The sequence below is a fragment of the Geodermatophilus dictyosporus genome, from assembly GCF_900115505.1.
Classification (GTDB): Bacteria; Actinomycetota; Actinomycetes; order Mycobacteriales; family Geodermatophilaceae; genus Geodermatophilus; species Geodermatophilus dictyosporus.
The window spans coordinates 534009-559977 of record NZ_FOWQ01000002.1 but is presented as its reverse complement, the minus strand read 5'-3'; the positions used below and the strand labels follow the sequence as shown (position 1 = coordinate 559977).

Sequence of the window (25969 nt, the reverse complement as noted above, 5' to 3'; positions counted from 1 at the left end):
GTGCTCGACGTCAACTTCTTCGACGAGCTCCGCATCGGTCTGGCCACCGGCGACGACATCCGCCAGTGGTCGCACGGTGAGGTGAAGAAGCCCGAGACCATCAACTACCGGACGCTGCGCCCGGAGAAGGACGGTCTCTTCTGCGAGAAGATCTTCGGTCCCACCCGGGACTGGGAGTGCTACTGCGGCAAGTACAAGCGCGTCCGCTTCAAGGGCATCATCTGTGAGCGCTGCGGCGTCGAGGTGACCCGCGCCAAGGTCCGGCGCGAGCGGATGGGCCACATCGAGCTGGCCGCACCCGTCACCCACATCTGGTTCTTCAAGGGCGTGCCCTCGCGCCTGGGCTACCTGCTCGACCTGGCGCCCAAGGACCTCGAGAAGATCATCTACTTCGCCGCCTACCTGATCACCTCGGTCGACGACGAGGCGCGCCACCGCGACCTCCCGACCGTCGAGGCCGAGATCAGCGCGGAGAAGCACAACCTCGAGAACCGGCGCGACGCCGACGTCGAGGCCCGCCAGCAGAAGCTCGAGGCCGACCTGGCCGAGCTCGAGGCGGAGGGCGCCAAGTCCGACGTCCGCCGCAAGGTGCGCGAGGGCGGCGAGCGCGAGATGCGCCAGCTGCGCGACCGCGCCCAGCGGGAGATCGACCGCCTCGAGGAGGTGCTCGACACCTTCCGCAAGCTCGAGGTCAAGCAGCTCATCGCCGACGAGGGCCTCTACCGCGAGCTGCGCGACCGCTTCGGTGAGTACTTCGAGGGCGGCATGGGTGCCGCGGCCCTGCAGAAGCTGCTGGCCGACTTCGACCTCGACGCCGAGGCCGCGTCGCTGCGCGACACCATCCGCAACGGCAAGGGCCAGCGCAAGCTGCGTGCCCTCAAGCGGCTGAAGGTCGTCGCGGCGTTCCAGCAGACGCGCAACTCGCCCATGGGCATGGTGCTCGACTGCGTGCCGGTCATCCCGCCGGACCTGCGCCCGATGGTGCAGCTCGACGGTGGCCGCTTCGCCACCAGCGACATGAACGACCTGTACCGCCGGGTCATCAACCGGAACAACCGGCTCAAGCGGCTGCTCGACCTCGGCGCACCCGAGATCATCGTGAACAACGAGAAGCGGATGCTGCAGGAGTCCGTGGACGCGCTGTTCGACAACGGCCGTCGCGGCCGTCCGGTCACCGGTCCGGGCAACCGTCCCCTGAAGTCCCTGAGCGACCTGCTCAAGGGCAAGCAGGGCCGGTTCCGGCAGAACCTGCTCGGCAAGCGCGTCGACTACTCGGGCCGTTCGGTCATCGTCGTCGGCCCGCAGCTGAAGCTGCACCAGTGCGGCCTGCCCAAGCAGATGGCGCTGGAGCTGTTCAAGCCCTTCGTCATGAAGCGGCTGGTCGACCTCAACCACGCGCAGAACATCAAGTCCGCCAAGCGCATGGTCGAGCGGGCCCGTCCCGTCGTCTGGGACGTGCTCGAGGAGGTCATCACCGAGCACCCGGTGCTGCTGAACCGGGCGCCGACGCTGCACCGCCTGGGCATCCAGGCCTTCGAGCCGCAGCTGGTCGAGGGCAAGGCCATCCAGATCCACCCGCTGGTCTGCACCGCCTTCAACGCGGACTTCGACGGTGACCAGATGGCCGTGCACCTGCCGCTCTCGGCGGAGGCGCAGGCCGAGGCCCGCATCCTGATGCTGTCCTCGAACAACATCCTGTCGCCGGCCGACGGCCGCCCGATCACCGCGCCGACCCAGGACATGGTCCTGGGCCTGTACCACCTGACCACCCTGGTGCCGAGCCGCCACGAGGCCGACGGCGGCCGTCCGGCGGCCTTCGGCTCCACCGCCGAGGCGATCATGGCCTTCGACAAGGGTGCGCTGGGTCTGCAGGAGCGGGCGCTGATCCGCCTCGACGAGGTGTTCGGCGTCGACAACGGCAAGGTCAACGAGGCCTGGACGCAGCCCGCGGACTGGGCCCCGGGTGCACCGGCGCTGGTCGAGACCAGCCTGGGCCGGGTGCTGTTCAACGAGGCCCTGCCCGAGGACTACCGCTTCGTCAACTACCAGGTGCCGAAGAAGGAGCTCGGGGCGATCGTCAACGACCTCGCCGAGCGCTACCCCAAGGTGCAGGTCGCGGCGACGCTGGACGCCCTCAAGTCGGCCGGCTTCCGCTGGGCCACCCGCTCGGGTGTCACGATCGCCATCGACGACGTCGTCACCCCGCCGGCCAAGCAGGAGATCCTCGACCGGCACGAGGCCGAGGCCCGGCAGATCGAGCGCCAGTACGAGCGCGGCGTCATCACCGACGCCGAGCGTCGTGGCGAGCTGATCGAGATCTGGACCCGCGCGCGGGCCGAGGTCAGCCAGGCGATGGTGGACAACTTCCCGACCACCAACCCGGTCTGGGTCATGGTCAACTCGGGCGCCCGAGGCAACATGATGCAGATCAGCCAGATCGCCGGCATGCGCGGCCTGGTGGCCAACCCGAAGGGCGAGATCATCCCGCGGCCGATCAAGGCCAACTTCCGGGAGGGTCTGTCCGTGCTGGAGTACTTCATCTCCACGCACGGCGCCCGCAAGGGCCTGGCCGACACCGCCCTGCGGACCGCGGACTCCGGGTACCTCACCCGGCGGCTGGTCGACGTCTCCCAGGACGTCATCATCCGCGAGGAGGACTGCGGCACCGAGCGCGGCGTCATCATGCCGATCGCGACCGTGGTCGGCGGCCAGCTCACCCGGGACGCCCACGTCGAGACCGGCGTCTACGCCCGCTCCCTGGCCGCCGACGTGGTGGCCGAGGACGGCACGGTCGTGGCGCGGGCCGGCGAGGACCTCGGCGACGTGCTCATCAGCGCGCTGGTCGAGGCCGGTGTCGCGGAGGTCAAGGTCCGCTGCGTGCTGACCTGCGAGTCGCTGCTGGGCACGTGCGCGACCTGCTACGGCCGCTCGCTGGCCACCGGCAAGCTCGTCGACGTCGGCGAGGCGGTCGGCATCATCGCCGCCCAGTCCATCGGCGAGCCCGGCACCCAGCTGACGATGCGCACCTTCCACACCGGTGGCGTCGCGGGTGAGGACATCACCCACGGCCTGCCGCGTGTGGTGGAGCTCTTCGAGGCCCGCGTCCCCAAGGGCAAGGCCCCGATCGCCGAGCTGGCCGGCTCCGTCCGGATCGAGGACGGCGAGCAGTTCCGCAAGCTGACCATCACCCCGGACGACGGCTCCGACGAGGTCGTCTACGACAAGCTGTCGCGCCGGTCGCGGCTGCGGGTCGAGGACGGCGCCCACGTCGAGGTCGGCGAGCAGCTCACCGAGGGTGCGGTGGACCCGCACGAGGTGCTGCGGATCATGGGCCCGCGCGAGGTGCAGCTGCACCTGGTCCGCGAGGTCCAGGAGGTCTACCGGTCGCAGGGTGTGTCGATCCACGACAAGCACATCGAGGTGATCATCCGCCAGATGCTGAAGCGGGTGACCATCATCGACTCGGGCGCGACCGAGTTCCTCCCGGGCGCGCTGGTCGAGCGGACGCTGTTCGAGACCGAGAACCGCCGCGTCGTCGCCGAGGGCGGCGAGCCGGCCTCGGCCCGTCCGGTGCTCATGGGCATCACCAAGGCCTCGCTCGCGACCGAGTCGTGGCTGTCGGCCGCCTCCTTCCAGGAGACGACCAAGGTGCTCACCGACGCCGCGATCCAGGGCAAGAGCGACTCGCTCCTCGGCCTCAAGGAGAACGTGATCATCGGCAAGCTGATCCCGGCGGGTACGGGCATCAGCCGCTACCGGAACATCACGGTCGAGCCGACCGAGGAGGCCCGGGCCGCCGTCTACACGATGGCCGGGTACGACGACGGGCAGTACTACAGCCCCGACGTCTTCGGGTCGGGCTCCGGTGAGGCCGTGCGCCTCGAGGAGTACGACTGGCGGGGCTGATGAAGGACCTCTCTCTCCCCGCCGTTCGCACGCTCGCGGCGGGTCCCTGAGGGAGGCCGTTCCAGCACCTCACGTGGGAAGGGCCCCCAGGTCGTCGACCTGGGGGCCCTTCCCCGTCCTGGGGGACGGCGATGATCAGGTGGCCTGATCGTGGTGCGTCCCACCCGACCGCCGGCGGTGCGGGCGGACGCGCTGCGGTGCGGGAGGACGACAGCAGCGTCACGTGACGCAACCGGCGTCCTAGCGGTCGGCCAGCCTGCGCATGGTCTCCACGGTCCGCAGCCGGCCCTCGCGGCTGTCGTCGAGGGGCTGCAGCGCGATGGTGGTGACGCCGGCCTCGGCGTAGGCGGCCACCCGCTCGGCGACGTACCCCTCCGGGCCGATGAGGGAGACCTTGCGCACGAACTCGTCGGGCAGGGCGGCGGCGGCCTCGTCCTTCCTCCCACCCAGGTAGAGCTCCTGGACGGTCTCGGCCGCCTCCTCGTAGCCGTAGCGCCGCGCGAGGTCGTTGTAGAAGTTCTTGCCCTTGGCGCCCATGCCGCCGACGTAGAGCGCGAGCTGCGGTCGCACCTGGTCGTGCAGGTGGTCGACGTCGTCCCCGATGGCCACCGGGACGCCGCAGATGACCTGCAGCTCACCCAGCTCCTCGCCGCGCTTGGCCTTCCCGGCGCGCAGGGCGTCGCCCCACACCGCGTCGGCCTTCTCCGGCATGAACCAGATCGGCTCCCACACCTCGGCGATCTCGGCGGCCAGCTCGACGTTCTTCGGCCCGAGCGCGGCGAGCATGACCGGGATCCGCTCGCGGACCGGGGTGTTGATCAGCTTGAGCGGCTTGCCCAGCCCGGTGCCCTGCTCGGCCGGCAGCGGCACGCGGTACTTCGGCCCCTCGTGCACGAGCCGCTCGCGCCGCCACACCTGGCGGCAGATCTCGACGACCTCGCGGGTGCGCTGCAGCGGGGCGTCGTAGGGGACGCCGTGCCAGCCCTCGATCACCTGCGGGCCGGAGGCACCCAGCCCGAGGGTGAACCGCCCGCCCGACACGAAGTCCAGGCCCGCGGCGGTCATCGCCGTCAGGGCCGGGGTGCGGCTGTAGATCGGCAGGATGGCGCTCATGAGCTCGACGCGCTGGGTGACGGCGGCCAGGTAGCCGAGCTGGCTGACGGCGTCGAAGGTGTAGACCTCCGCGCACATGGCGAGGTCGAGACCCGCGGCCTCCAGGTCGACGATCTCCGCCGCGGTCTCCTGGAAGCCCCCCGCGTAACTGGCCTGGATGCCGATGCGCACCTGCACTCCTCTGGTCGGCGGCGCCCGCGTCGGCGCCAGCGCGACCGTAGCGGGTGCGCCGGAGGGGTCCGTGTGCCTCGGGGAGGCCGCTCAGGCGGTGCGGCTGCGCAGCGGGCGGATGGCGCCCACGACCTCGGTGACCACCCGCACGCCGTCCACGTCGCGGGGCACCCGGCCGGCGGCGTCGGCGTCGGCGACGTCGACCTTCACGACGTACCCCGTGTCGCGACGGGCCAGGCCGATCCCGACGACCCCCGACTGGGCCGACAGCCGGTCGGCGAGGGCGTTCTTGGCGGCGCGGGCGGCGGCACGGTCGGTCACGAGGGCTCCTCGCTGACGCCCGTCGGCCCGGTGCCCGGGGCGAGGGAGGCCCCGGGCGGCCGCGCGGGCTCGGTCACCTCCCCATGGTGCCCCGTCCTCGCCCGGAGCGACATCCCCCTGACCAGGGAGTGGACCTCAGGAGGCGACCCACTCCACCCCGAGCGCGGCCAGCACGGCCGACAGCGGGCTGGCGAAGGTGAGTCCCGCGCCGTGGGTGCCGCCCTGGGCGCTGCCGGCGAACAGCAGCGCCACCGGCGCCCGGTCGGCGCTGCGCCAGATCACCGACCCGCTGTCACCCCCGGCGGAGAAGGGGCCGGCCAGGCCCTCGATCTCGATCTGGTCGTCGAAGACGTGCACCCCGTCGTCGTACTGCACCGCCACGCCGTCGACCTCCACCGCGCTGACCCGGCCGCGGGTGTGCCCGGTGGTGCGGCCCACCTTCTCGACCTCCTCGTCGGGCTCGACCTCCAGGCCGTCGGGCACCGTGGCGGCCAGCGGGCCGCCGGGGAAGCCGCCCGGATCGGCCGCGACGCCCTCCTCGAGGATGGCCACGGCGGCGTCGACCCGGTTCGCCCCCCCGGTGAGGGGCGCGACGGCGGCCAGCGTGGCCACCCGGTCCGCGGACGTGCCGCCGTCGGCAGGACCGGGCTGCAGCACCGCGTCGCCCACCACCCCCGCGTCGGCGGCGGCGAGCACGTGGTTGTTGGACAGGACCGCCAGCCGCCCGCCCAGCCGGACGAAGCCGCCCAGGGTCCCCGCGGACACCGTGGGGTGGGCCACCGACAGCCCGGGCACCAGCGGCCGGGTGCGCCGCTGCAGCTCGCCGGGGGAGGGGGCGGCCAGGGGCCGTATCGGACCGGTCACCCGGACGTCGACCTCGCGGCGCACCGCGTCGTCGAGGCCGGTGAGCAGGATGCGCGCGTCGTCGGGGGCCGCCACGCGGATGGCCAGGTGGACACGGCCGGGGGCCACCGGCGCGAGCCCGATGGCCGGCCGCGTCCACAGCCGGCCGCCCAGCCCGCTCGCGGTGACCGCCGGGAAGCCCTCGGCCAGCCGGGCGGACAGGCGCGCCTTGAGCTCGCGCGCCGAGTCGATGAGCACGGTGACCTCCGTCGCTGTGGGTGGCTCTGCTGCGACCGACCGTAGGGGGAGGGTGTGACAGTCGCGCGCGCACCGACCGGCCGGGTGACCCGCCGTCCGGCACCCTGGCGCCGGGGCCCCGCCGCGGTACAGTCCTCGCCACCCCCGAGCGGTGCCCCGGCACCCCGCCCGGACGGCGGCCCCGGAATGCCCGGGGTGCCCCGGCCGTTGTGCGCGGCAGGTCCACTCCGGGGGCAGGCTCCACCTGCCCGTCCGGCGCCCGGGACCCGGCTTTGACCGCCTCCCAGCACGCGGGTATCGTGGTCAGCCGTGCCCAGGGTGTCCTGGGCCTGCTCCCGTTCGCGGTGCGCCTGGGTGTCCGGAGGTCCGTCCTCCAGGCCGCGGGTCCGCCCCGGCCGGCCGTCCACGACAGGACGGCGACCGGAGGTGGCGGCGCCGAGTCGCGGGGGGCGACCTGTCCGGTTCGACGCAGCGGCCGGTCCCGGGGAGGGCGACACGCCCGACCGCGGGGGCCGGAGGTGGCGGGCGAGCGGGACCAGGCGGCCCCGGCAGGACCGGCACCGGCGACACGACAGCAGCACCGTCCACAAGCACGACCCAGCGCAGGTAGGAGATCCAGGCCACCCATGCCCACGATCAACCAGCTGGTCCGCAAGGGCCGCGAGGACAAGGTCGAGAAGACCAAGACCCCGGCGCTGAAGGGCTCCCCTCAGCGTCGCGGCGTGTGCACCCGCGTGTACACGACGACGCCGAAGAAGCCGAACTCGGCGCTGCGGAAGGTCGCTCGCGTCCGCCTCACCAGTGGCATCGAGGTGACCGCCTACATCCCGGGCGTCGGCCACAACCTGCAGGAGCACTCGATGGTGCTCGTGCGCGGCGGCCGCGTGAAGGACCTCCCGGGTGTGCGTTACAAGATCATCCGCGGCTCGCTGGACACCCAGGGCGTCCGCAACCGCAAGCAGGCTCGCAGCCGGTACGGCGCGAAGAAGGAGAAGAGCTGACATGCCGCGCAAGGGCCCCGCGCCGCGCCGTCCGCTGGTCAACGACCCGGTCTACCAGTCGCCGCTGGTCACCCAGCTGGTGAACAAGGTCCTCGTCGACGGCAAGCGCTCGGTCGCCGAGTCGATCGTCTACGGCGCCCTCGAGGGCTGCCGCACCAAGACCGACACCGACCCGGTGGTCACGCTCAAGCGTGCGCTGGACAACGTGAAGCCGGCCCTCGAGGTCCGCAGCCGCCGCGTCGGTGGTGCGACCTACCAGGTCCCGGTCGAGGTCCGCGCCTCCCGCAGCACCACGCTCGGCCTGCGCTGGCTGATCCAGTACAGCCGCGCGCGCCGCGAGAAGACGATGACCGAGCGCCTCATGAACGAGCTGCTCGACGCCAGCAACGGCCTGGGTGCCGCGGTCAAGCGCCGCGAGGACACCCACAAGATGGCCGAGTCGAACAAGGCCTTCGCGCACTACCGCTGGTAGGTGCCACCCCGGCTGGCTCCGCCAGCCCCCGCGGCCGGCGGGTGTCCCGGGCCACCACCCGGAACACCGCACGCGGACCCGATCCAAAGAGGAGAGACCCATGGCCGACACCCAGGCCCAGCTCGCCAAGACCCGCAACATCGGGATCATGGCGCACATCGACGCGGGCAAGACCACGACGACCGAGCGCATCCTCTTCTACACCGGTATCAACTACAAGATCGGTGAGGTCCACGACGGCGCGGCCACGATGGACTGGATGGAGCAGGAGCAGGAGCGCGGCATCACCATCACGTCCGCCGCGACGAAGTGCTCCTGGAACGGCTACGACATCAACATCATCGACACCCCGGGGCACGTCGACTTCACCGTCGAGGTGGAGCGGTCCCTGCGCGTGCTCGACGGTGCCGTCGCCGTCTACGACGGTGTCGCCGGCGTGGAGCCGCAGACCGAGCAGGTGTGGCGTCAGGCGGAGAAGTACGGCGTCCCGCGCATGTGCTTCGTCAACAAGCTCGACCGCACCGGCGCGGACTTCTTCCGCTGCGTCGACATGATGGTCGAGCGGCTCGCCGCCAACCCCGCGGTGCTGCAGCTGCCCATCGGTGCCGAGGCCGACTTCATCGGCGTCGTCGACCTCGTGCAGATGCGCGCCCTCACCTGGCGCGGCGAGACCGCGATGGGCGAGGACTACGCGATCGAGGAGATCCCGGCCGAGCTGGCCGACCAGGCCGCCGAGTACCGCGAGAAGCTGCTCGAGGTCGTCGCCGAGACCGACGACGACCTCATGGAGGCCTACCTCGGTGGCGAGGAGATCTCCGTCGAGCGCCTGAAGGCCGCGATCCGCAAGGCGACCATCGCCGCGCAGATCAACCCGGTGCTCACCGGCACGGCCTTCAAGAACAAGGGCGTGCAGCCCCTGCTCGACGCGGTCACCGACTACCTGCCCAGCCCGCTGGACGTCGAGGCCATCGTCGGCACCGCCATGGACGGCGAGACCGAGGTCCTGCGGCACGCCGACGAGAGCGAGCCCTTCTCGGCCCTGGCGTTCAAGATCCAGACCGACCAGCACCTGGGCAAGCTGACCTACATCCGCGTGTACTCCGGGCGGCTGGACTCCGGGTCCCCGGTGCTCAACAGCACCAAGGACCGCAAGGAGCGGGTCGGCAAGATCTACCAGATGCACGCCAACAAGCGCGAGGAGCGCGCGGGCGTGGGTGCCGGTCAGATCGTCGCGGTCAACGGCATGAAGCAGACCACCACGGGTGACACGCTCTGCGACCCGCAGAAGCCGGTCATCCTGGAGTCGATGACCTTCCCGGCCCCGGTCATCTCGGTCGCCATCGAGCCCAAGACCAAGGGCGACCAGGAGAAGCTCGGGACGGCCATCCAGAAGCTGGCCGAGGAGGACCCGACCTTCCAGGTCAAGCTGGACGAGGAGACCGGCCAGACCGTCATCTCCGGCATGGGCGAGCTCCACCTGGAGATCCTGGTCGACCGGATGCGGCGCGAGTTCCGCGTCGAGGCAAACGTCGGCAAGCCGCAGGTCGCCTACCGCGAGACCATCCGCAAGGCGGTCGAGAAGGTCGACTACACCCACAAGAAGCAGACGGGTGGGTCCGGCCAGTTCGCCAAGGTGCAGGTGAGCATCGAGCCGCTCGAGGTCGCCGCCGACGGCCCGACCTACGAGTTCGTCAACGCCGTCACCGGTGGTCGCATCCCACGGGAGTACATCCCCTCGGTCGACCAGGGCATGCAGGACGCCATGCAGTACGGCATCCTCGCCGGCTACCCGATGGTGGGCGTCAAGGCGACCCTCGTCGACGGCCAGTACCACGAGGTCGACTCCTCGGAGATGGCCTTCAAGATCGCCGGCTCGATGGTCTTCAAGGAGGCCGCGCGCAAGGCCAGCCCGGCCCTGCTCGAGCCGATGATGGCCGTCGAGGTCGTCACGCCCGAGGACTACATGGGCGACGTCATCGGCGACCTGAACTCCCGGCGCGGGATGATCCAGGCGATGGAGGAGCGCTCCGGCGCCCGCGTCGTCCGGGCCCTGGTCCCGCTCTCGGAGATGTTCGGCTACGTGGGCGACCTGCGCAGCCGCACCCAGGGGCGGGCGAGCTACACCATGGTGTTCGACACCTACGCCGAGGTCCCGCAGAACGTGGCCAAGGAGATCATCGCCAAGGCCACGGGCGAGTGACCGCCGGGCGGGGTACCTCCCCGCCCGGCCCCCAGCAACCCCACCCCAGCGTCACGCACGACTGCGACACCACGAGGAGAGGAACCCAGTGGCCAAGGCCAAGTTCGAGCGGACCAAGCCGCACGTCAACATCGGCACCATCGGGCACATCGACCACGGCAAGACGACGCTGACCGCGGCGATCACCAAGGTCCTGCACGACAAGTACCCGGACCTCAACGAGGCGTCGGCCTTCGACCAGATCGACAAGGCGCCCGAGGAGAAGGCCCGCGGCATCACGATCTCGATCGCCCACGTCGAGTACCAGACGGAGAACCGTCACTACGCGCACGTCGACTGCCCCGGGCACGCCGACTACATCAAGAACATGATCACCGGTGCCGCCCAGATGGACGGCGCGATCCTGGTGGTCGCCGCGACCGACGGCCCGATGCCGCAGACCAAGGAGCACGTCCTCCTGGCCCGCCAGGTCGGTGTCCCCTACATCGTCGTGGCGCTCAACAAGGCCGACATGGTCGACGACGAGGAGATCCTCGAGCTCGTCGAGCTGGAGGTCCGCGAGCTGCTGTCCGAGTACGAGTTCCCGGGCGACGACGTCCCCGTGGTCCGCGTCTCGGCGCTCAAGGCCCTCGAGGGCGACGCCGAGTGGGGCGACAAGCTCATGGAGCTCATGACCGCCGTCGACACGGCGATCCCCGAGCCCGAGCGCGAGATCGACAAGCCGTTCCTCATGCCCGTCGAGGACGTCTTCACCATCACCGGTCGCGGCACCGTCGTCACCGGTCGCGTGGAGCGCGGCATCGTCAAGGTCTCCGAGACCGTCGAGATCGTCGGCATCCGCCCGAACTCGACCTCGACCACCGTCACCGGCGTCGAGATGTTCCGCAAGCTGCTCGACCAGGGCCAGGCCGGCGACAACGTGGGCCTGCTGCTGCGCGGCATCAAGCGCGAGGACGTGGAGCGCGGCCAGGTCGTCGTGAAGCCCGGCTCGATCACCCCGCACACCAACTTCGAGGGTTCGGTCTACATCCTCTCGAAGGACGAGGGTGGCCGTCACACGCCGTTCTTCAACAACTACCGTCCCCAGTTCTACTTCCGGACGACCGACGTCACCGGCGTCGTGACCCTGCCGGCCGGCACCGAGATGGTCATGCCGGGCGACAACACCGAGATGACGGTCGAGCTGATCCAGCCGATCGCCATGGAGGAGGGCCTGCGGTTCGCCATCCGTGAGGGTGGCCGCACCGTCGGCGCCGGTCGCGTCACCAAGATCATCAAGTAACACCCCTCGACGGGCGGCGGTGCACCCGCACCGCCGCCCGTCCCCGGGTGGCCGCGCTGTGCGCGACACCACCCGAACCGCTGGGGCCGACCGGATGACGGTCGCGACCTCCCGGCGTTCCCCAGCTACGAACGAACACCGATCGGCAGGAGCAGAAGACAGCGATGGCGGGACAGAAGATCCGCATCCGGCTGAAGGCCTACGACCACGAGGCGATCGACGCCTCGGCGCGGCGCATCGTCGACACGGTCACCAAGACCGGTGCGCGCGTCGTCGGCCCGGTGCCGCTGCCGACGGAGAAGAACGTGTACTGCGTCATCCGCTCGCCGCACAAGTACAAGGACTCGCGCGAGCACTTCGAGATGCGCACGCACAAGCGGCTCATCGACATCCTCGACCCGACGCCGAAGACGGTCGACGCGCTCATGCGCATCGACCTGCCGGCCTCGGTCGACGTGAACATCCAGTAAGGGACCGAGACCAGTCATGGCGAGTACGTTCCGCGGGCTCCTCGGCGAGAAGCTGGGGATGACCCAGGTCTTCGACGAGAACAACCGCATCGTGCCGGTGACCGTCGTCAAGGCGGGCCCGAACGTGGTCACGCAGGTGCGCACCCCCGAGGTGGACGGCTACTCGGCCCTCCAGCTCGGCTTCGGCGAGATCGACCCCCGCAAGGTGAACAAGCCCGAGGGTGGCCACTTCGCGAAGGCCGGCGTCACGCCGCGCCGTCACGTGGTCGAGCTCCGCACCGAGGACGCCGGCAACTACACGGTCGGCCAGGAGCTGACCGCCCAGGTGTTCGACGGCGTGGCCAAGGTCGACGTCATCGGCACCAGCAAGGGCAAGGGCACCGCCGGCGTCATGAAGCGCCACGGCTTCCGCGGCCTGGGCGCCGCGCACGGCACCCAGCGCAAGCACCGCTCGCCGGGCTCGATCGGTGGCGCGTCCACCCCCGGCCGCGTCTTCAAGGGCCTGAAGATGGCCGGCCGCATGGGTGCGGTGAAGACCACCACGCTCTCGCTCGTCGTCCACAAGGTCGACACCGAGCGCGGCCTCATCCTGATCAAGGGTGCCGTCCCCGGCCCGAAGGGTGGGCTCGTGCTCGTCCGGTCGGCGGTCAAGGGCGGTCCCGTGGGGAGTGACAAGCAGTGACCCAGTCCACCGTCACCGAGGGCGCGCGCGCCGACCGCCAGGTCGACGTCCGGACGCCGGCGGGGGAGACCTCCGGCAGCGTCACGCTGCCCGGTGACCTCTTCGACCGGCCCGCCAGCGTCGCGCTCCTGCACCAGGTGGTCGTGGCGCAGCTGGCCGCGGCCCGCCAGGGCACCCACGCCACCAAGACCCGCGGCGCCGTCAGCGGCGGTGGCGTCAAGCCCTACCGCCAGAAGGGCACCGGCCGCGCCCGCCAGGGCTCGATCCGCGCGCCGCAGTTCACCGGCGGTGGCACCGTCCACGGCCCCCAGCCGCGCGACTACTCGCAGCGCACCCCCAAGAAGATGAAGGCCGCCGCCCTGCGCGGTGCCCTCTCCGACCGGGCGCGCGAGGGCCGGGTGCACGTCGTGAGCACCTTCGTCGAGGGCGACGCCCCGAAGACCAAGGCGGCCCTGGCCACGCTCGACGCCGTCACCTCGGCCAAGCGGGTGCTCGTGGTCCTCGACCGCGACGACGTCCTCAACTGGGTGAGCCTGCGCAACGAGCCGCGCGTGCACCTGCTCGAGGCCGGCCAGCTCAACACCTACGACGTGCTGGTCGCCGACGAGGTGGTCTTCACCGAGACCGCGCTCGCCGAGTTCGTGGCCGGCCCGCACGGCACCGGCACCGGCACCGGCAGTGGCAGCGGCGGCACGTCGCTCACCAAGCCCGACCTGACGACGCCGGACATCCCGGGTGCCATCCCGTCGATCCAGCCGGCCCAGGGCACCACCGATCTGGACACCGACACCACCACCGAGGAGAAGGCGTGAGCGTCCGCGACCCCCGGGACGTCCTGCTGTCGCCGGTCATCTCGGAGAAGAGCTACGGGCTGCTGGACGACAACCAGTACACGTTCGTGGTGCTGCCCGAGGCGAACAAGACCCAGATCAAGATCGCCGTGGAGCAGGTCTTCAACGTCAAGGTCCTGTCCGTGAACACGGTCAACCGCCAGGGCAAGCGCAAGCGCAGCCGCGGCACCCGGCTGGGCAAGCGCAAGGACACCAAGCGCGCCATCGTCTCGGTGGCCCCCGGCGACCGCATCGAGATCTTCGGTGGTCCCGGCGCCTGAGCGCCGCGACCGTTCGGACCAGAGACAGAGGAACTGAGTCAGCAATGGCTATCCGCAAGTACAAGCCGACGACGCCGGGCCGCCGCGGCTCCAGCGTCGCCGACTTCGCCGAGGTCACCCGCGACCATCCCGAGAAGTCGCTGGTCCGGCCGCTGCACGGCCGCGGCGGGCGCAACGTCCACGGGAAGGTCACCGCGCGGCACCAGGGCGGCGGGCACAAGCGCGCCTACCGGGTCATCGACTTCCGCCGGGCCGACAAGGACGGCGTGCCGGCCACGGTCGCGCACATCGAGTACGACCCGAACCGCACCTCGCGCATCGCGCTGCTGCACTTCGCCGACGGCGAGAAGCGCTACATCATCGCGCCGGCCCGCCTGAAGCAGGGCGACACGGTGGAGTGCGGCCCCGCGGCCGACATCAAGCCGGGCAACAACCTGCCGCTGCGCAACATCCCGGTCGGCACGGTGGTGCACGCGATCGAGCTGCGCCCCGGCGGCGGGGCGAAGATCGCCCGCTCGGCCGGCACCAGCGTGCAGCTGGTCGCCCGTGAGGGCCGCTTCGCGCAGCTGCGCATGCCCTCGGGCGAGATCCGCAACGTGGACGTGCGCTGCCGCGCCACCGTCGGCGAGGTGGGCAACGCCGAGCAGTCGAACATCAACTGGGGCAAGGCCGGCCGCATGCGGTGGAAGGGCAAGCGCCCCACCGTCCGCGGTGTCGCCATGAACCCGGTGGACCACCCGCACGGTGGTGGTGAGGGCAAGACCTCCGGTGGTCGCCATCCGGTGAACCCGAAGGGCAAGCCCGAGGGCCGCACGCGCAAGCGCAAGGCCAGCGACGCCCTGATCGTGCGCCGTCGCCGCACCAACAAGAAGCGCTGAGCGGGTAGAGGAGTCCGACAGACATGCCACGCAGCCTCAAGAAGGGCCCGTTCGTCGACGACCACCTGCTCGCCAAGGTGGACGCCCAGAACGAGAAGGGCACCAAGACGGTCATCCGGACCTGGTCCCGGCGCTCGACGATCATCCCGGACATGCTCGGCCACACCATCGCCGTGCACGACGGGCGCAAGCACGTCCCGGTCTTCGTGACCGAGGCGATGGTCGGGCACAAGCTCGGCGAGTTCGCCCCCACCCGGACCTTCCGGGGCCACGTCAAGGACGACCGCCGGTCGCGGCGGGGCTGACCGGTCCCGGGAGAGAGAGACACGAGATGACTTCCCAGCTGGGAGAGGAGACGCAGGTCGCCCGGGCCACCGCCCGGTTCGTCCGCGTCGCCCCCATGAAGGCACGCCGGGTGGTGGACCTGATCCGCTACCTGCCCACCGACGAGGCCCTGGCCCTCCTGCGGTTCGCACCGCAGGCGGCCAGCGAGCCGGTGGCCAAGGTCGTCGCCAGCGCGGTCGCCAACGCCGAGCACAACCTGCGGCTGGACCCGGCCGCGCTCGTCGTCAGCGCCGCCTACGTCGACGAGGGCCCCACGCTCAAGCGGATCCGTCCGCGCGCGCAGGGCCGGGCCTACCGCATCAACAAGCGGACGAGCCACATCACCGTCGAGGTGACCGAGGTCGGCGCCAGCGCCGAGCTCGCCGGCAAGTCGCGCACCGCGCGCCGCCGTACCGGCCAGTCCGGCCCGGCCACGCAGCAGCAGGGCACGCAGCAGCGCTCCAACACGAGGGGAGGGACCCGCTAGTGGGTCAGAAGGTCAACCCGCACGGGTTCCGCCTGGGCATCACCACCGACTACAAGTCCCGGTGGTACGCCGACAAGCTGTACAAGGACTACGTCAAGGAAGATGTGGCCATCCGCAAGCTCATGACCAAGGGCATGGAGCGCGCCGGCATCTCCAAGGTGGAGATCGAGCGCACCCGTGACCGGGTCCGCGTCGACATCCACACCGCCCGGCCGGGCATCGTCATCGGCCGTCGCGGCGCGGAGGCCGACCGCATCCGCGGTGAGCTGGAGAAGCTGACCGGCAAGCAGGTGCAGCTCAACATCCTCGAGGTCAAGAACCCCGAGGCCGACGCCCAGCTGGTGGCCCAGGCCGTCGCCGAGCAGCTGTCGAGCCGGGTGAGCTTCCGCCGCGCCATGCGCAAGGCCATGCAGTCGGCCCAGCGCAGCCCGCAGGTCAAGGGCATCCGGGTGCAGTGCTCCGGGCGCCTGGGCGGCACCGAGATGAGCCGGTCGGAGTTCTACCGCGAGGGCCGGGTGCCGCTGCACACGCTGCGCGCGAACATCGACTACGGCCTGTACGAGGCCCGCACCACCTTCGGCCGCATCGGCGTGAAGGTGTGGATCTACAAGGGCGACGTCAGCGGCTCGCGTGCCGAGCGGGAGGCCCTCGAGGCCCTCGCCGCCCGGCAGCAGCGCCGCGAGCGCCCGCAGCGGCCGCGCCGCTCGGGCTCCAGCGGCACCACCGCCGGCGGCACCGAGGCCGGCCGCGCCGCGGCCGAGGGCACCACCGGCCGGGACACCGCCGACAGCACCGTGGCCGCGACCTCCGGCGAGGTCGCGCCCGAGCAGACCGTCGCCCAGGCCGCCGGTCCCGAGGGGACCGCGGCAGCCGAGAACACGGCGACCGAGACCCAGACGGAGGGCTGACACGTGCTGATCCCCCGGCGCGTCAAGCACCGCAAGCAGCACCACCCGAGCCGCTCGGGTCGGGCCAAGGGCGGCACCGAGATCAACTTCGGTGAGTACGCCATCCAGGCCCTCGAGCCGGCCTACGTGACGAACCGGCAGATCGAGTCCGCCCGTATCGCCATGACCCGGCACATCCGCCGTGGCGGCAAGGTGTGGATCTCGATCTACCCCGACCGTCCGCTCACCAAGAAGCCCGCCGAGACCCGCATGGGCTCGGGCAAGGGCTCGCCCGAGTGGTGGGTGGCCAACGTCAAGCCCGGCCGGATCATGTTCGAGCTGTCGGGCGTGGCCGAGCCGGTGGCCCGCGAGGCCATGCGCCGGGCCATCCACAAGCTGCCGATGAAGTGCCGCTTCATCACGCGTGAAGGAGAGGTGTGATGGCCGCCGGCCTGACCGCCCCGGAGCTGCGCGAGCTCTCGGCCGACGAGCTCGCCACGCGGCTGCGTGAGCACAAGGAAGAGCTCTTCAACCTGCGGTTCCAGGTGGCCACCGGCCAGCTGGACAACAACCGGCGGCTGCAGACCGTCCGCCGCGACATCGCCCGGATCTACACGATCATGCGCGAGCGCGAGCTGGGCCTCTCGGCTGCCCCGAACGAGGGTGTGGCATGACCGAGCCCGACAACTCCGCCGTCGCCAGCGGTCCCGGCCTGGCCGGCCGCGGCTACCGCAAGGTCCGCGAGGGCCTCGTGGTCAGCGACAAGATGGACAAGACCATCGTCGTCGAGGTCGAGGACCGCGTGAAGCACGGCCTCTACGGCAAGGTCCTCCGGCGCACCAGCAAGCTGAAGGCCCACGACGAGCAGGCGGTCGCCGGCATCGGTGACCGCGTGCAGATCATGGAGACCCGGCCGCTGTCGGCCACCAAGCGGTGGCGGCTGGTCGAGGTCCTCGAGAAGGCCAAGTAGCGACCGTCCGGGTCCTCCGGCACCTGTGACGCACGCCCTCCGGGCCGCGCCACGGGACCGGGTACCCTGGACGACTGGCGCCCCTCCGGGTGTGCGCCGCATCCCGGTACCCGTGTCGGACGCACCGGCGGCCCCGCCGCCGGTGCGTCCGCACGTGGGTGCCGGACAGCCGGTTCACCGTTCCGGCCCGGCTGTCACCACTGAGATTGGGAGTAGGACGTGATCCAGCAGGAGTCGCGGCTCCGGGTCGCCGACAACACCGGTGCGAAGGAGATCCTCTGCATCCGGGTGCTCGGCGGCTCCGGGCGGCGCTACGCGGGCATCGGTGACGTCATCGTCGCGACCGTCAAGGACGCGCTGCCCGGCGCCGGCGTCAAGCGCGGCGACGTCGTGAAGGCCGTCGTCGTCCGCACGGCCAAGGAGCGTCGTCGTCCCGACGGCTCCTACATCCGCTTCGACGAGAACGCCGCGGTCATCATCCGCGACAGCGGCGACCCGCGCGGGACCCGCATCTTCGGCCCCGTCGGCCGGGAGCTGCGCGACAAGCGCTTCATGCGGATCATCTCGCTCGCCCCGGAGGTGCTCTGACCATGACCGAGACGAAGAAGACCCCGTCGATGAAGGTCAAGAAGGGCGACACCGTGGTGGTGCTGTCCGGCCGCGACAAGGGCGCCAAGGGCCGGGTCATCGCCGCCTACCCCAAGCTGCAGAAGGTCCTCGTCGAGGGCGTCGGCCGCGTCAAGAAGCACACCCGCATCAGCTCGAACCAGCGGGGCGCGCAGCAGGGCGGCATCGTGACCCAGGAGGCTCCCATCCACGTCAGCAAGGTGATGGTGGTCGACTCCGAGGGCAAGCCGACCCGGGTCGGCTACCGCAAGGACGAGGAGGGCCGCAGCATCCGGGTGTCGCGGCGGACCGGTAAGGACCTGTGACGATGACTGCTCCCACCCGCGACCTCCCGCGCCTGCTGGCCCACTACCGGGAGTCGATCGTGCCGGCCCTCCAGGAGGAGTTCGGCTACGGCAACGTCATGCAGATCCCGCGCGTGACCAAGATCGTCGTCAACATGGGCGTCGGCGAGGCGACCCGTGACGCCAAGCTCATGGACGGTGCGGTCCGCGACCTCACCGCCATCACCGGCCAGCGGCCGGCCGTCGTCCGGGCCCGCAAGTCCATCGCCCAGTTCAAGCTGCGCGAGGGCATGCCCATCGGCGCCAAGGTCACCCTGCGCGGCGACCGCATGTGGGAGTTCCTCGACCGGCTCCTGGCGCTGGCCCTGCCCCGCATCCGCGACTTCCGCGGCCTCAACGCCAAGCAGTTCGACGGCCACGGCAACTACACCTTCGGGCTGACCGAGCAGTCGATGTTCCGCGAGATCGACGTCGACAAGATCGACCGTCCCCGCGGCATGGACATCACGCTGGTCACCACCGCCACGACCGACGAGGAGGGTCGCGAGCTGCTCCGCCTGCTCGGCTTCCCCTTCGCCGGCCAGACCGTCGTGAACACGACCCGCTGAGCCGGGGCAGGAGAGACAGATGGCCAAGAAGGCGCTGATCAACAAGGCGGCCCGCAAGCCCAAGTTCGCGGTCCGCGGCTACACCCGCTGCCAGCGGTGCGGTCGCCCGCACTCGGTCTTCCGCAAGTTCGGCCTGTGCCGGATCTGCCTGCGGGAGATGGCGCACGCCGGCGAGCTGCCCGGCGTGAGCAAGTCGAGCTGGTAACAGGACCCGTCCGGCCGTCCTGCAGGGTCCCGTCGCGAGCTCGCGAGCGACGGGGGGCAGGGTGGCCTTTCACCACTGATCGCCGAGAGGCCCACGCGAGGGACGTGTGCGGAACCGCGGCGAGAGAGGCACGACACCCATGACGATGACCGACCCGATCGCGGACATGCTCACGCGGCTGCGCAACGCGAACACGGCCTACCACGACTCGGCGGCGATGCCGTCGTCGAAGCTCAAGACGCACATCGCCGAGATCCTCCAGCAGGAGGGTTACATCGCCGGCTGGCGCGTCGACGACGTCGAGAAGGACGGCGCCACCCGCAAGGAGCTGGTGATCGACCTGAAGTACGGCCCGAACCGCGAGCGCAGCATCGCCGGGGTGCGCCGGGTGTCCAAGCCGGGCCTGCGGGTCTACGCGAAGTCGAACGCACTGCCCAAGGTGCTCGGCGGCCTCGGGGTGGCGATCATCTCCACCTCGACCGGGCTGCTGACCGACCGGCAGGCGAACAAGAAGGGCGTGGGCGGGGAAGTCCTCGCCTACGTCTGGTAAGAGGAGCGAGCGAGATGTCACGGATCGGACGACTGCCGATCACCGTGCCCGGTGGTGTCGACGTCGCCGTCGACGGCCAGACGGTCAGCGTGAAGGGCCCCAAGGGCTCCCTCTCGCACACCGTCGCCGCGCCCATCACGGTCGCGAAGGCCGAGGACGGTGTCCTCACGGTGCAGCGCCCCGACGACGAGCGCGAGAGCCGGGCCCTGCACGGCCTGTCCCGCACGCTGATCGCCAACATGATCACCGGCGTCACCGAGGGGTACACCAAGACCCTCGAGATCGTCGGCGTCGGTTACCGCGTCCAGGCCCGGGGGAGCGACCTCGAGTTCGCCCTCGGCTACAGCCACCCGGTGCCGGTCAGGGCCCCGGAGGGCATCACCTTCACCGTCGAGTCGCCCACGCGCCTGCGCGTCACCGGCATCGACAAGCAGCAGGTCGGCCAGGTGGCCGCCAACATCCGCGGCCTGCGGAAGCCCGACCCGTACAAGGGCAAGGGCGTCCGGTACCAGGGCGAGGTCGTGAAGCGCAAGGTCGGGAAGACGGGTAAGTGATGGCTCAGACCGAGAAGACCGCTCGGGTGCACACGCCCGTCGGCACCGACATCAGCACCGCGCGCCGCGTCTCGCGGCTGCGCCGCCACAACCGGCTCCGCAAGCGGGTCGCGGGCACGGCGGAGCGCCCGCGCCTGGTGGTCAACCGCAGCTCGCGGCACATCCACGTCCAGGTCGTCGACGACACCGTCGGCCGTACTCTGGTCAGTGCCTCGACGCTGGACGCCAGCCTGCGCAGCGCCGAGGGCGACAAGTCCGCCCTCGCCCGCCGGGTGGGGTCCCTGGTCGCCGAGCGCGCCCAGGCCGCCGGCATCACCAAGGTCGTGTTCGACCGTGGTGGCAACCGCTACCAGGGCCGCATCGCCGCACTCGCCGACGGTGCGCGAGAGGGCGGGCTGGACTTCTGATGAGCAGCTCCGCGAACCAGCAGATCGAGAGGGACGTCTGATGCCAGGACCACAGCGACGCGGCGGCGGCGCCGGCGGCGGCAACGACCGCCGCGACCGTCGTGACGGCGGGCGGGGGCCCGGCGGCGCGCCTGCCGAGAAGAGCAACTTCATCGAGCGCGTGGTGGCCATCAACCGCGTGTCGAAGGTCGTCAAGGGTGGTCGGCGCTTCAGCTTCACCGCCCTGGTGATCGTCGGCGACGGTGACGGCACCGTGGGCGTCGGCTACGGCAAGGCCAAGGAGGTGCCCGCGGCGATCGCCAAGGGCGTCGAGGAGGCCAAGAAGCACTTCTACAAGGTGCCGCGCATCGCCAGCACCATCCCGCACCCGGTGCAGGGTGAGGCGGCGGCCGGTGTCGTGCTGCTCAAGCCGGCCAGCCCCGGTACCGGTGTCATCGCCGGTGGCCCGGTGCGCGCGGTCCTCGAGTGCGCCGGCATCCACGACGTGCTGTCGAAGAGCCTCGGCTCGTCGAACCCGATCAACATCGTGCACGCCACCATGCAGGCGCTGAAGGACCTCGTCCGCCCGGAGGAGATCGCCGCCCGTCGCGGGCTGCCCCTCGAGGACGTCGCCCCGGCCGCCATGCTGCGGGCCCGTGCGGGTCAGGGGGTCTGACGTGGCGCAGCTGAAGGTCACCCAGGTCCGGTCGGCGATCGGCACGAAGCCCAACCAGCGGCAGACGCTGCGCTCGCTGGGCCTCAAGCGGATCAACGACTCGGTCGTGCAGGAGGACCGTCCCGAGATCCGCGGGATGGTCGCGGCAGTGACGCACCTCGTCGCCGTCGAAGAGATCTGAGCAGGGACTCACCATGACTCTTAAGGTCCACCACCTGCGTCCGGCCCCGGGCGCCCACACCCCCAAGACGCGCGTCGGCCGGGGTGAGGGCTCCAAGGGCAAGAGCGCCGGTCGCGGCACCAAGGGCACCGGCGCGCGCGGCAACACCTCCCCGCGCTTCGAGGGCGGTCAGACGCCGCTGCACATGCGGCTGCCCAAGATGTCGGGCTTCAAGAACCCGAACAAGGTCGTGTTCCAGGTCGTCAACCTCGACCGGATCGCGGCGCTGTTCCCGCAGGGCGGGCACGTCGACCCCGACTCGCTGGTCGCGGCCGGCGCCGTCCGGCGTGGCCACCCGGTCAAGGTCCTCGGCACCGGCGAGCTCGGCGGGGTGAAGGTCACCGTGCACGCGCACGCCTTCTCGTCCTCCGCGGCCGACAAGATCGCCGCGGCCGGGGGCAGCACCACCCGCATCTGAAGGAGGACCCTCTCGCCTCCCCCAGCCGCTCACGAGCCGGCGGCGGGGCGCTGCGAGGGGGCCTGACGACGGGCCCGTCCCGCTCCGCGGGACGGGCCCGTTGCTAATGTCACTCGACCGACTAGGGGAGGGCACGTGCTGCAGGCGTTCGCCGCGGCGTTCCGGACGCCAGACCTCCGGCGGAAGTTGCTGTTCTCCCTGGCGATCATCGCCGTGTACCGCCTCGGCGCGGCGATCCCGGGACCCGGCGTCTCCGTCGAGGCCATCAACAGCTGCCTGGAGCAGGCGCAGGCGGGCTCGCAGCGCGACGTCTACTCGCTGGTCAACCTGTTCTCCGGCGGAGCGCTGCTGCGCCTGTCGGTGTTCGCGCTCGGGATCATGCCCTACATCACGGCGAGCATCATCGTGCAGCTGCTGGTGGTGGTCATCCCGCGCTTCGAGCAGCTGAAGAAGGAAGGCCAGTCGGGTCAGGCCAAGCTGACCCAGTACACCCGCTACCTGACGATCGCCCTGGCGATCCTGCAGAGCACCGGCATCATCGCGCTGGCCCGCAGCGGCCAGCTGTTCCCCGGCTGCCAGCAGGAGATCATCCCGTCGGACAGCATCTGGTCGACCATCGTCCTGGTCGTCACCCTGACCGCCGGCACCGCCGTCATCATGTGGCTGGGCGAGCTGCTCACCGAGAAGGGGATCGGCAACGGCATGTCCGTGCTGATCTTCACCTCGATCGCCGCGCGCATCCCGGCCGAGGGCGGGTCCATCCTGCAGACCCGCGGCGGCGTCGTCTTCGCCGTCGTCTGCGCCTTCGCCCTGCTGATCATCGGCGCTGTCGTCTACGTCGAACAGGCGCAACGGCGCATCCCGGTGCAGTACGCCAAGCGGATGGTCGGCCGCCGGATGTACGGCGGGACGTCGACCTACCTGCCGCTGAAGGTCAACCAGGCCGGTGTCATCCCGGTCATCTTCGCCTCGTCGCTGCTCTACCTGCCGCAGCTGATCACCCAGCTGCAGGGGGACGAGACCGGGCCGGTCCGGCAGTTCTTCGAGAACTACGTCATCGACCAGAGCAGCCCGGTGCACGTCGCCCTGTACTTCGGCCTGATCGTGTTCTTCACGTACTTCTACGTGTCGATCACCTTCAACCCGGAGGAGCGGGCCGACGACATGAAGCGCTACGGCGGCTTCATCCCCGGCATCCGCCCGGGCCGGCCGACGGCCGAGTACCTGCAGTACGTGCTGTCCCGGATCACCCTGCCCGGGTCGATCTACCTCGGGATCGTCGCGGTGCTGCCCAACTTCTTCCTGTCGATCACCCAGCAGGGAGCGAACCAGAACTTCCCGTTCGGCGGGACGGCAGTGCTGATCATGGTGGGAGTGGGCTTGGAGACCGTGAAGCAGATCGAGACGCAGCTCAACCAGCGCAACTACGAAGGGTTCCTGAAGTAGTGCGCGTCGTGCTGCTCGGCCCCCCGGGGGCGGGCAAGGGGACCCAGGCGCAGATCATCGCCGGCCGGCTGGAGGTGCCGGCCATCTCGACCGGCGACATCTTCCGCGCCAACGTCAGCGGACGGACCGACCTCGGGAAGCAGGCGAAGTCCTACATGGACGCCGGCGACCTGGTGCCCGACGAGATCACCGTGGCCATGGTCAAGGACCGGCTGGCCGAGGACGACGCCAAGGCCGGCTTCCTGCTCGACGGCTTCCCGCGGACCATCGCCCAGGGCGAGCAGCTGCGCGGCTCCCTCGAGGACCTGGGCCAGCACCTCGACTGCGTGCTCGAGCTCGTCGTCGAGGAGGAGGAGCTGGTGCGCCGCCTGTCGGGGCGCCGGATGCTCGTCGACGGCGAGTGGGTGCAGCGCGACGACGACAAGCCCGAGACCGTCCGGCACCGCCTGGAGGTCTACCGGGAACAGACCGCGCCCCTGTCGGGCTTCTACGAGTCCGAGGGACTGCTCGCGCAGGTCGACGCCATCGGGTCGATCGAGGAGGTCACCGCTCGCGCGATGGCCGCCCTGGAGCGGTCCGGGCAGCCCAACGACAGCTGAGGGGACGGCGCCGCCGATGTCGGCCGGGATCCTGACCCGCCTCCCCCTGCTGGCCAAGTGGAGTGGACGCATGATCCAGATCAAGACGCCGCACGAGATCGAGCTGATGCGTGGTGCCGGCCTCGTCGTCGCCCGGGCCATCAGCGCCGTGCGGGCCGCCGTCCGGCCGGGGGTGACGACCGGTGAGCTCGACGCGATCGCCGAGGACACCATCCGGTCGGCGGGCGCCATCCCGTCGTTCCTGGGCTACCACGGGTTCACCGGCAGCATCTGCGCCTCCATCAACGACGAGGTCGTGCACGGCATCCCGGACCCGCAGCGGGTGCTCGCCGAGGGCGACAACATCTCGATCGACTGCGGCGCGATCCTCGAGGGCTGGCACGGCGACTCCGCGGTCACCGTGACCGTGGGGCCGCCGTCGGCCGAGGACGCCGCGCTCATCGAGGTCACCGAGCGCTCGATGTGGGCGGGCCTCGCCCGCGCCGTCGCCGGCGGGCGGCTGACCGACATCAGCGCCGCGGTCGAGTCGGTCGTCGTCGCCGAGGCGCACCCCTACGGGATCGTCGACCACTACGGCGGGCACGGCATCGGCACCGAGATGCACCAGGACCCGCACGTCCTCAACTACGGGCGGCCCGGCCGGGGACCGCGGCTGGTCCCGGGACTCGCGCTGGCCATCGAGCCGATGGTGACCGTGGGCGACCCGGCCACCGCCGAGCTCGAGGACGGCTGGACCGTCGTCACCAAGGACGGGTCGCGGGCCGCCCACTTCGAGCACACCGTCGCCATCACGCCCGAGGGCCCCTGGGTCCTCACGGCCGAGGACGGCGGCGTCGCGGGCCTGGCCCCGTTCGGGATCACACCCCGCACCTGAGCCTCCGGCCCGGGCCCGGCTGTGACGGGGACCGGGTTGGAGCGCCCTGCGACAGCGGGGTACAGTGAACGACGGCGTTCGCGCCGTCCTGTCGTCGTGCTGTGGCCGCACGGCCCGGGACGCCCTCGCGGGAGCGTCTGCACCACCTGTTCTGCACCCACCGAGTACGACCCCTGCCGGGCCCCGGCATGGTCGCACGCGGATGGAGCACCAGACCACCAGCACCACCGAGTCAGGGAGGCCGTGTCGGGCATGGCGAAGAAGGACGGGGCCATCGAGGTCGAGGGTCGCGTCGTCGAGCCGCTGCCCAACGCGATGTTCCGGGTCGAGCTGCAGAACGGACACCGGGTGCTCGCCCACATCAGCGGCAAGATGCGCCAGCACTACATCCGCATCCTGCCCGAGGACCGCGTGGTCGTGGAGCTCTCGCCCTACGACCTGACGCGCGGTCGCATCGTCTACCGCTACAAGTGACCGCCGCCGGCGCGGGGCACCCGAGGGTGCCGTGCAGGCGGCCATCGATCGACAGGAATGAGGGGCGGCACCGGTGAAGGTCCAGCCGTCGGTGAAGAAGATCTGCGACAAGTGCAAGGTGATCCGCCGGCACGGCCGGGTCATGGTCATCTGCGACAACGCCCGCCACAAGCAGCGGCAGGGCTGAGGGAGTACCTGGACATGGCACGACTGGCCGGCGTCGACCTGCCCCGCGAGAAGCGGATGGAGATCGCGCTCACCTACATCTACGGCATCGGCAAGGCCCACGCCAAGGAGACCCTGGCCGCGACGGGCGTCAGCCCCGACCTGCGCGTCCGGGACCTCGGTGACGAGGACCTGCTGAGGCTGCGCGACTACATCGACGAGCACTTCCGCGTCGAGGGCGACCTGCGCCGCGAGGTGGCCGCCGACATCCGCCGCAAGGTGGAGATCGGCTGCTACCAGGGCCTGCGTCACCGCCGCGGGCTGCCCGTGCACGGTCAGCGCACCCGCACCAACGCGCGCTCGAGCAAGGGCCCGCGCAAGACCATCGCCGGCAAGAAGAAGGCCGGCAAGAAGTAGGCCGCAGGCGCGCCGCCGCGGCGACCCGTGAGGGCGGGAGCGGCGGCGCGCCTCCGTGCTGCACCTGGCCACTGATCGTTCAGAAGGAAA

35 protein-coding genes are annotated in these 25969 nt (G+C 70.9%); 32 read left to right on the top strand and 3 right to left on the bottom strand.

Going from position 1 to position 25969, the window contains the following annotated elements:
* A complete protein-coding gene (locus tag BMZ33_RS06285) occupies positions 1–3906 on the top strand; it encodes a DNA-directed RNA polymerase subunit beta' (RefSeq protein WP_091108676.1) in 3906 nt (1301 codons plus the stop codon).
* Between the two features lie 240 nt (positions 3907–4146).
* On the opposite strand, the gene BMZ33_RS06280 is transcribed toward BMZ33_RS06285, so the two are convergent.
* The 3 genes from BMZ33_RS06280 to BMZ33_RS06270 form a co-directional block, all read right to left on the bottom strand.
* Positions 4147–5190, bottom strand: coding sequence for an LLM class F420-dependent oxidoreductase (locus tag BMZ33_RS06280; protein WP_091108675.1), 1044 nt, complete (start codon positions 5188–5190; stop codon positions 4147–4149).
* Between the two features lie 90 nt (positions 5191–5280).
* On the bottom strand, positions 5281–5511 hold the full coding sequence (locus BMZ33_RS06275) for a hypothetical protein (protein WP_091108674.1): 231 nt from the start codon (positions 5509–5511) through the stop codon (positions 5281–5283).
* A gap of 135 nt (positions 5512–5646) precedes the next feature.
* Positions 5647–6612, bottom strand: a complete 966-nt coding sequence (locus BMZ33_RS06270; RefSeq protein ID WP_091108673.1) for a chymotrypsin family serine protease — start codon at positions 6610–6612, stop codon at positions 5647–5649.
* Positions 6613–7238: 626 nt separating this feature from the next.
* Between BMZ33_RS06270 and rpsL the strand changes: the two genes are divergently transcribed.
* The 31 genes from rpsL to rpsM all read left to right on the top strand — a co-directional run bounded on the left by rpsL (position 7239) and on the right by rpsM (position 25879).
* A complete protein-coding gene (gene rpsL / locus BMZ33_RS06265) occupies positions 7239–7613 on the top strand; it encodes a 30S ribosomal protein S12 (RefSeq protein ID WP_012950487.1) in 375 nt (124 codons plus the stop codon).
* 1 nt (position 7614) lies between these two features.
* Positions 7615–8085, top strand: a complete 471-nt coding sequence (gene rpsG / locus BMZ33_RS06260; protein WP_091108672.1) for a 30S ribosomal protein S7 — start codon at positions 7615–7617, stop codon at positions 8083–8085.
* Positions 8086–8185: 100 nt separating this feature from the next.
* On the top strand, positions 8186–10285 hold the full coding sequence (gene fusA, locus BMZ33_RS06255) for an elongation factor G (protein WP_091108671.1): 2100 nt from the start codon (positions 8186–8188) through the stop codon (positions 10283–10285).
* 88 nt (positions 10286–10373) lie between these two features.
* Positions 10374–11567 (top strand): elongation factor Tu, encoded by a 1194-nt coding sequence (gene tuf / locus BMZ33_RS06250; protein ID WP_091108670.1) that lies wholly within the window; start codon positions 10374–10376, stop codon positions 11565–11567.
* A gap of 164 nt (positions 11568–11731) precedes the next feature.
* Positions 11732–12037, top strand: a complete 306-nt coding sequence (gene rpsJ / locus BMZ33_RS06245; protein ID WP_014742859.1) for a 30S ribosomal protein S10 — start codon at positions 11732–11734, stop codon at positions 12035–12037.
* A gap of 16 nt (positions 12038–12053) precedes the next feature.
* Positions 12054–12719 (top strand): 50S ribosomal protein L3, encoded by a 666-nt coding sequence (gene rplC, locus BMZ33_RS06240; RefSeq protein ID WP_091108669.1) that lies wholly within the window; start codon positions 12054–12056, stop codon positions 12717–12719.
* Positions 12716–13531: a 50S ribosomal protein L4 gene (gene rplD, locus BMZ33_RS06235; RefSeq protein WP_091108668.1), complete on the top strand. Its 816-nt coding sequence runs from the start codon at positions 12716–12718 to the stop codon at positions 13529–13531. Before rplC ends, rplD begins: the two co-directional genes overlap by 4 nt.
* Positions 13528–13830 (top strand): 50S ribosomal protein L23, encoded by a 303-nt coding sequence (rplW, locus tag BMZ33_RS06230; protein WP_091108667.1) that lies wholly within the window; start codon positions 13528–13530, stop codon positions 13828–13830. Before rplD ends, rplW begins: the two co-directional genes overlap by 4 nt.
* A 44-nt stretch (positions 13831–13874) precedes the next feature.
* On the top strand, positions 13875–14708 hold the full coding sequence (gene rplB / locus BMZ33_RS06225; RefSeq protein WP_091108666.1) for a 50S ribosomal protein L2: 834 nt from the start codon (positions 13875–13877) through the stop codon (positions 14706–14708).
* 23 nt (positions 14709–14731) lie between these two features.
* On the top strand, positions 14732–15013 hold the full coding sequence (rpsS, locus tag BMZ33_RS06220; protein WP_091108665.1) for a 30S ribosomal protein S19: 282 nt from the start codon (positions 14732–14734) through the stop codon (positions 15011–15013).
* Positions 15014–15039: 26 nt separating this feature from the next.
* On the top strand, positions 15040–15519 hold the full coding sequence (gene rplV, locus BMZ33_RS06215) for a 50S ribosomal protein L22 (protein WP_091108664.1): 480 nt from the start codon (positions 15040–15042) through the stop codon (positions 15517–15519).
* On the top strand, positions 15519–16427 hold the full coding sequence (rpsC, locus tag BMZ33_RS06210) for a 30S ribosomal protein S3 (protein ID WP_091108663.1): 909 nt from the start codon (positions 15519–15521) through the stop codon (positions 16425–16427). Before rplV ends, rpsC begins: the two co-directional genes overlap by 1 nt.
* 3 nt (positions 16428–16430) lie before the next feature.
* Complete coding sequence (gene rplP, locus BMZ33_RS06205; RefSeq protein WP_012950475.1) at positions 16431–16847, top strand: 50S ribosomal protein L16; 417 nt, start codon at positions 16431–16433, stop codon at positions 16845–16847.
* Entirely contained in the window at positions 16847–17080 is a 234-nt protein-coding gene (gene rpmC, locus BMZ33_RS06200) for a 50S ribosomal protein L29 (protein ID WP_073421354.1), read from the top strand. Before rplP ends, rpmC begins: the two co-directional genes overlap by 1 nt.
* Positions 17077–17376 (top strand): 30S ribosomal protein S17, encoded by a 300-nt coding sequence (gene rpsQ / locus BMZ33_RS06195; RefSeq protein ID WP_091108662.1) that lies wholly within the window; start codon positions 17077–17079, stop codon positions 17374–17376. The genes rpmC and rpsQ overlap by 4 nt, the downstream gene beginning before the upstream one ends.
* A gap of 219 nt (positions 17377–17595) precedes the next feature.
* Complete coding sequence (rplN, locus tag BMZ33_RS06190; RefSeq protein WP_072919076.1) at positions 17596–17964, top strand: 50S ribosomal protein L14; 369 nt, start codon at positions 17596–17598, stop codon at positions 17962–17964.
* A 2-nt stretch (positions 17965–17966) separates the two neighbouring features.
* Positions 17967–18308: a 50S ribosomal protein L24 gene (gene rplX / locus BMZ33_RS06185; protein ID WP_169063956.1), complete on the top strand. Its 342-nt coding sequence runs from the start codon at positions 17967–17969 to the stop codon at positions 18306–18308.
* 2 nt (positions 18309–18310) lie between these two features.
* Positions 18311–18895: a 50S ribosomal protein L5 gene (gene rplE, locus BMZ33_RS06180; protein ID WP_091108661.1), complete on the top strand. Its 585-nt coding sequence runs from the start codon at positions 18311–18313 to the stop codon at positions 18893–18895.
* A gap of 19 nt (positions 18896–18914) precedes the next feature.
* Positions 18915–19100, top strand: a complete 186-nt coding sequence (locus BMZ33_RS06175) for a type Z 30S ribosomal protein S14 (protein ID WP_012950469.1) — start codon at positions 18915–18917, stop codon at positions 19098–19100.
* A gap of 145 nt (positions 19101–19245) precedes the next feature.
* A complete protein-coding gene (gene rpsH, locus BMZ33_RS06170) occupies positions 19246–19650 on the top strand; it encodes a 30S ribosomal protein S8 (protein WP_169063955.1) in 405 nt (134 codons plus the stop codon).
* Positions 19651–19664: 14 nt separating this feature from the next.
* Entirely contained in the window at positions 19665–20204 is a 540-nt protein-coding gene (rplF, locus tag BMZ33_RS06165; RefSeq protein ID WP_091108659.1) for a 50S ribosomal protein L6, read from the top strand.
* Positions 20204–20611 (top strand): 50S ribosomal protein L18, encoded by a 408-nt coding sequence (rplR, locus tag BMZ33_RS06160; RefSeq protein ID WP_091108907.1) that lies wholly within the window; start codon positions 20204–20206, stop codon positions 20609–20611. The genes rplF and rplR overlap by 1 nt, the downstream gene beginning before the upstream one ends.
* 40 nt (positions 20612–20651) lie before the next feature.
* Positions 20652–21266, top strand: coding sequence for a 30S ribosomal protein S5 (gene rpsE / locus BMZ33_RS06155; RefSeq protein WP_072919083.1), 615 nt, complete (start codon positions 20652–20654; stop codon positions 21264–21266).
* Position 21267: 1 nt separating this feature from the next.
* Complete coding sequence (rpmD, locus tag BMZ33_RS06150) at positions 21268–21447, top strand: 50S ribosomal protein L30 (RefSeq protein WP_091108658.1); 180 nt, start codon at positions 21268–21270, stop codon at positions 21445–21447.
* Between the two features lie 13 nt (positions 21448–21460).
* Complete coding sequence (gene rplO / locus BMZ33_RS06145) at positions 21461–21904, top strand: 50S ribosomal protein L15 (RefSeq protein ID WP_091108657.1); 444 nt, start codon at positions 21461–21463, stop codon at positions 21902–21904.
* Positions 21905–22039: 135 nt separating this feature from the next.
* Positions 22040–23350, top strand: coding sequence for a preprotein translocase subunit SecY (gene secY / locus BMZ33_RS06140; protein ID WP_091108656.1), 1311 nt, complete (start codon positions 22040–22042; stop codon positions 23348–23350).
* On the top strand, positions 23350–23949 hold the full coding sequence (locus BMZ33_RS06135) for an adenylate kinase (protein WP_091108655.1): 600 nt from the start codon (positions 23350–23352) through the stop codon (positions 23947–23949). The genes secY and BMZ33_RS06135 overlap by 1 nt, the downstream gene beginning before the upstream one ends.
* Positions 23950–23965: 16 nt before the next feature.
* Positions 23966–24823 carry a type I methionyl aminopeptidase gene (gene map, locus BMZ33_RS06130; RefSeq protein WP_169063953.1) on the top strand — a complete coding sequence of 286 codons (858 nt, stop codon included), beginning with the start codon at positions 23966–23968 and terminating at the stop codon, positions 24821–24823.
* A 252-nt stretch (positions 24824–25075) separates the two neighbouring features.
* The gene (gene infA, locus BMZ33_RS06125; RefSeq protein WP_012950459.1) at positions 25076–25297 is read left to right on the top strand and encodes a translation initiation factor IF-1; all 222 of its coding nucleotides are present in this window, start codon (positions 25076–25078) and stop codon (positions 25295–25297) included.
* A 73-nt stretch (positions 25298–25370) separates the two neighbouring features.
* Positions 25371–25484, top strand: a complete 114-nt coding sequence (gene rpmJ / locus BMZ33_RS06120; RefSeq protein WP_012950458.1) for a 50S ribosomal protein L36 — start codon at positions 25371–25373, stop codon at positions 25482–25484.
* Positions 25485–25498: 14 nt separating this feature from the next.
* Positions 25499–25879, top strand: a complete 381-nt coding sequence (gene rpsM / locus BMZ33_RS06115) for a 30S ribosomal protein S13 (RefSeq protein WP_091108654.1) — start codon at positions 25499–25501, stop codon at positions 25877–25879.
* The last annotated feature ends 90 nt before the right edge of the window (positions 25880–25969 follow it).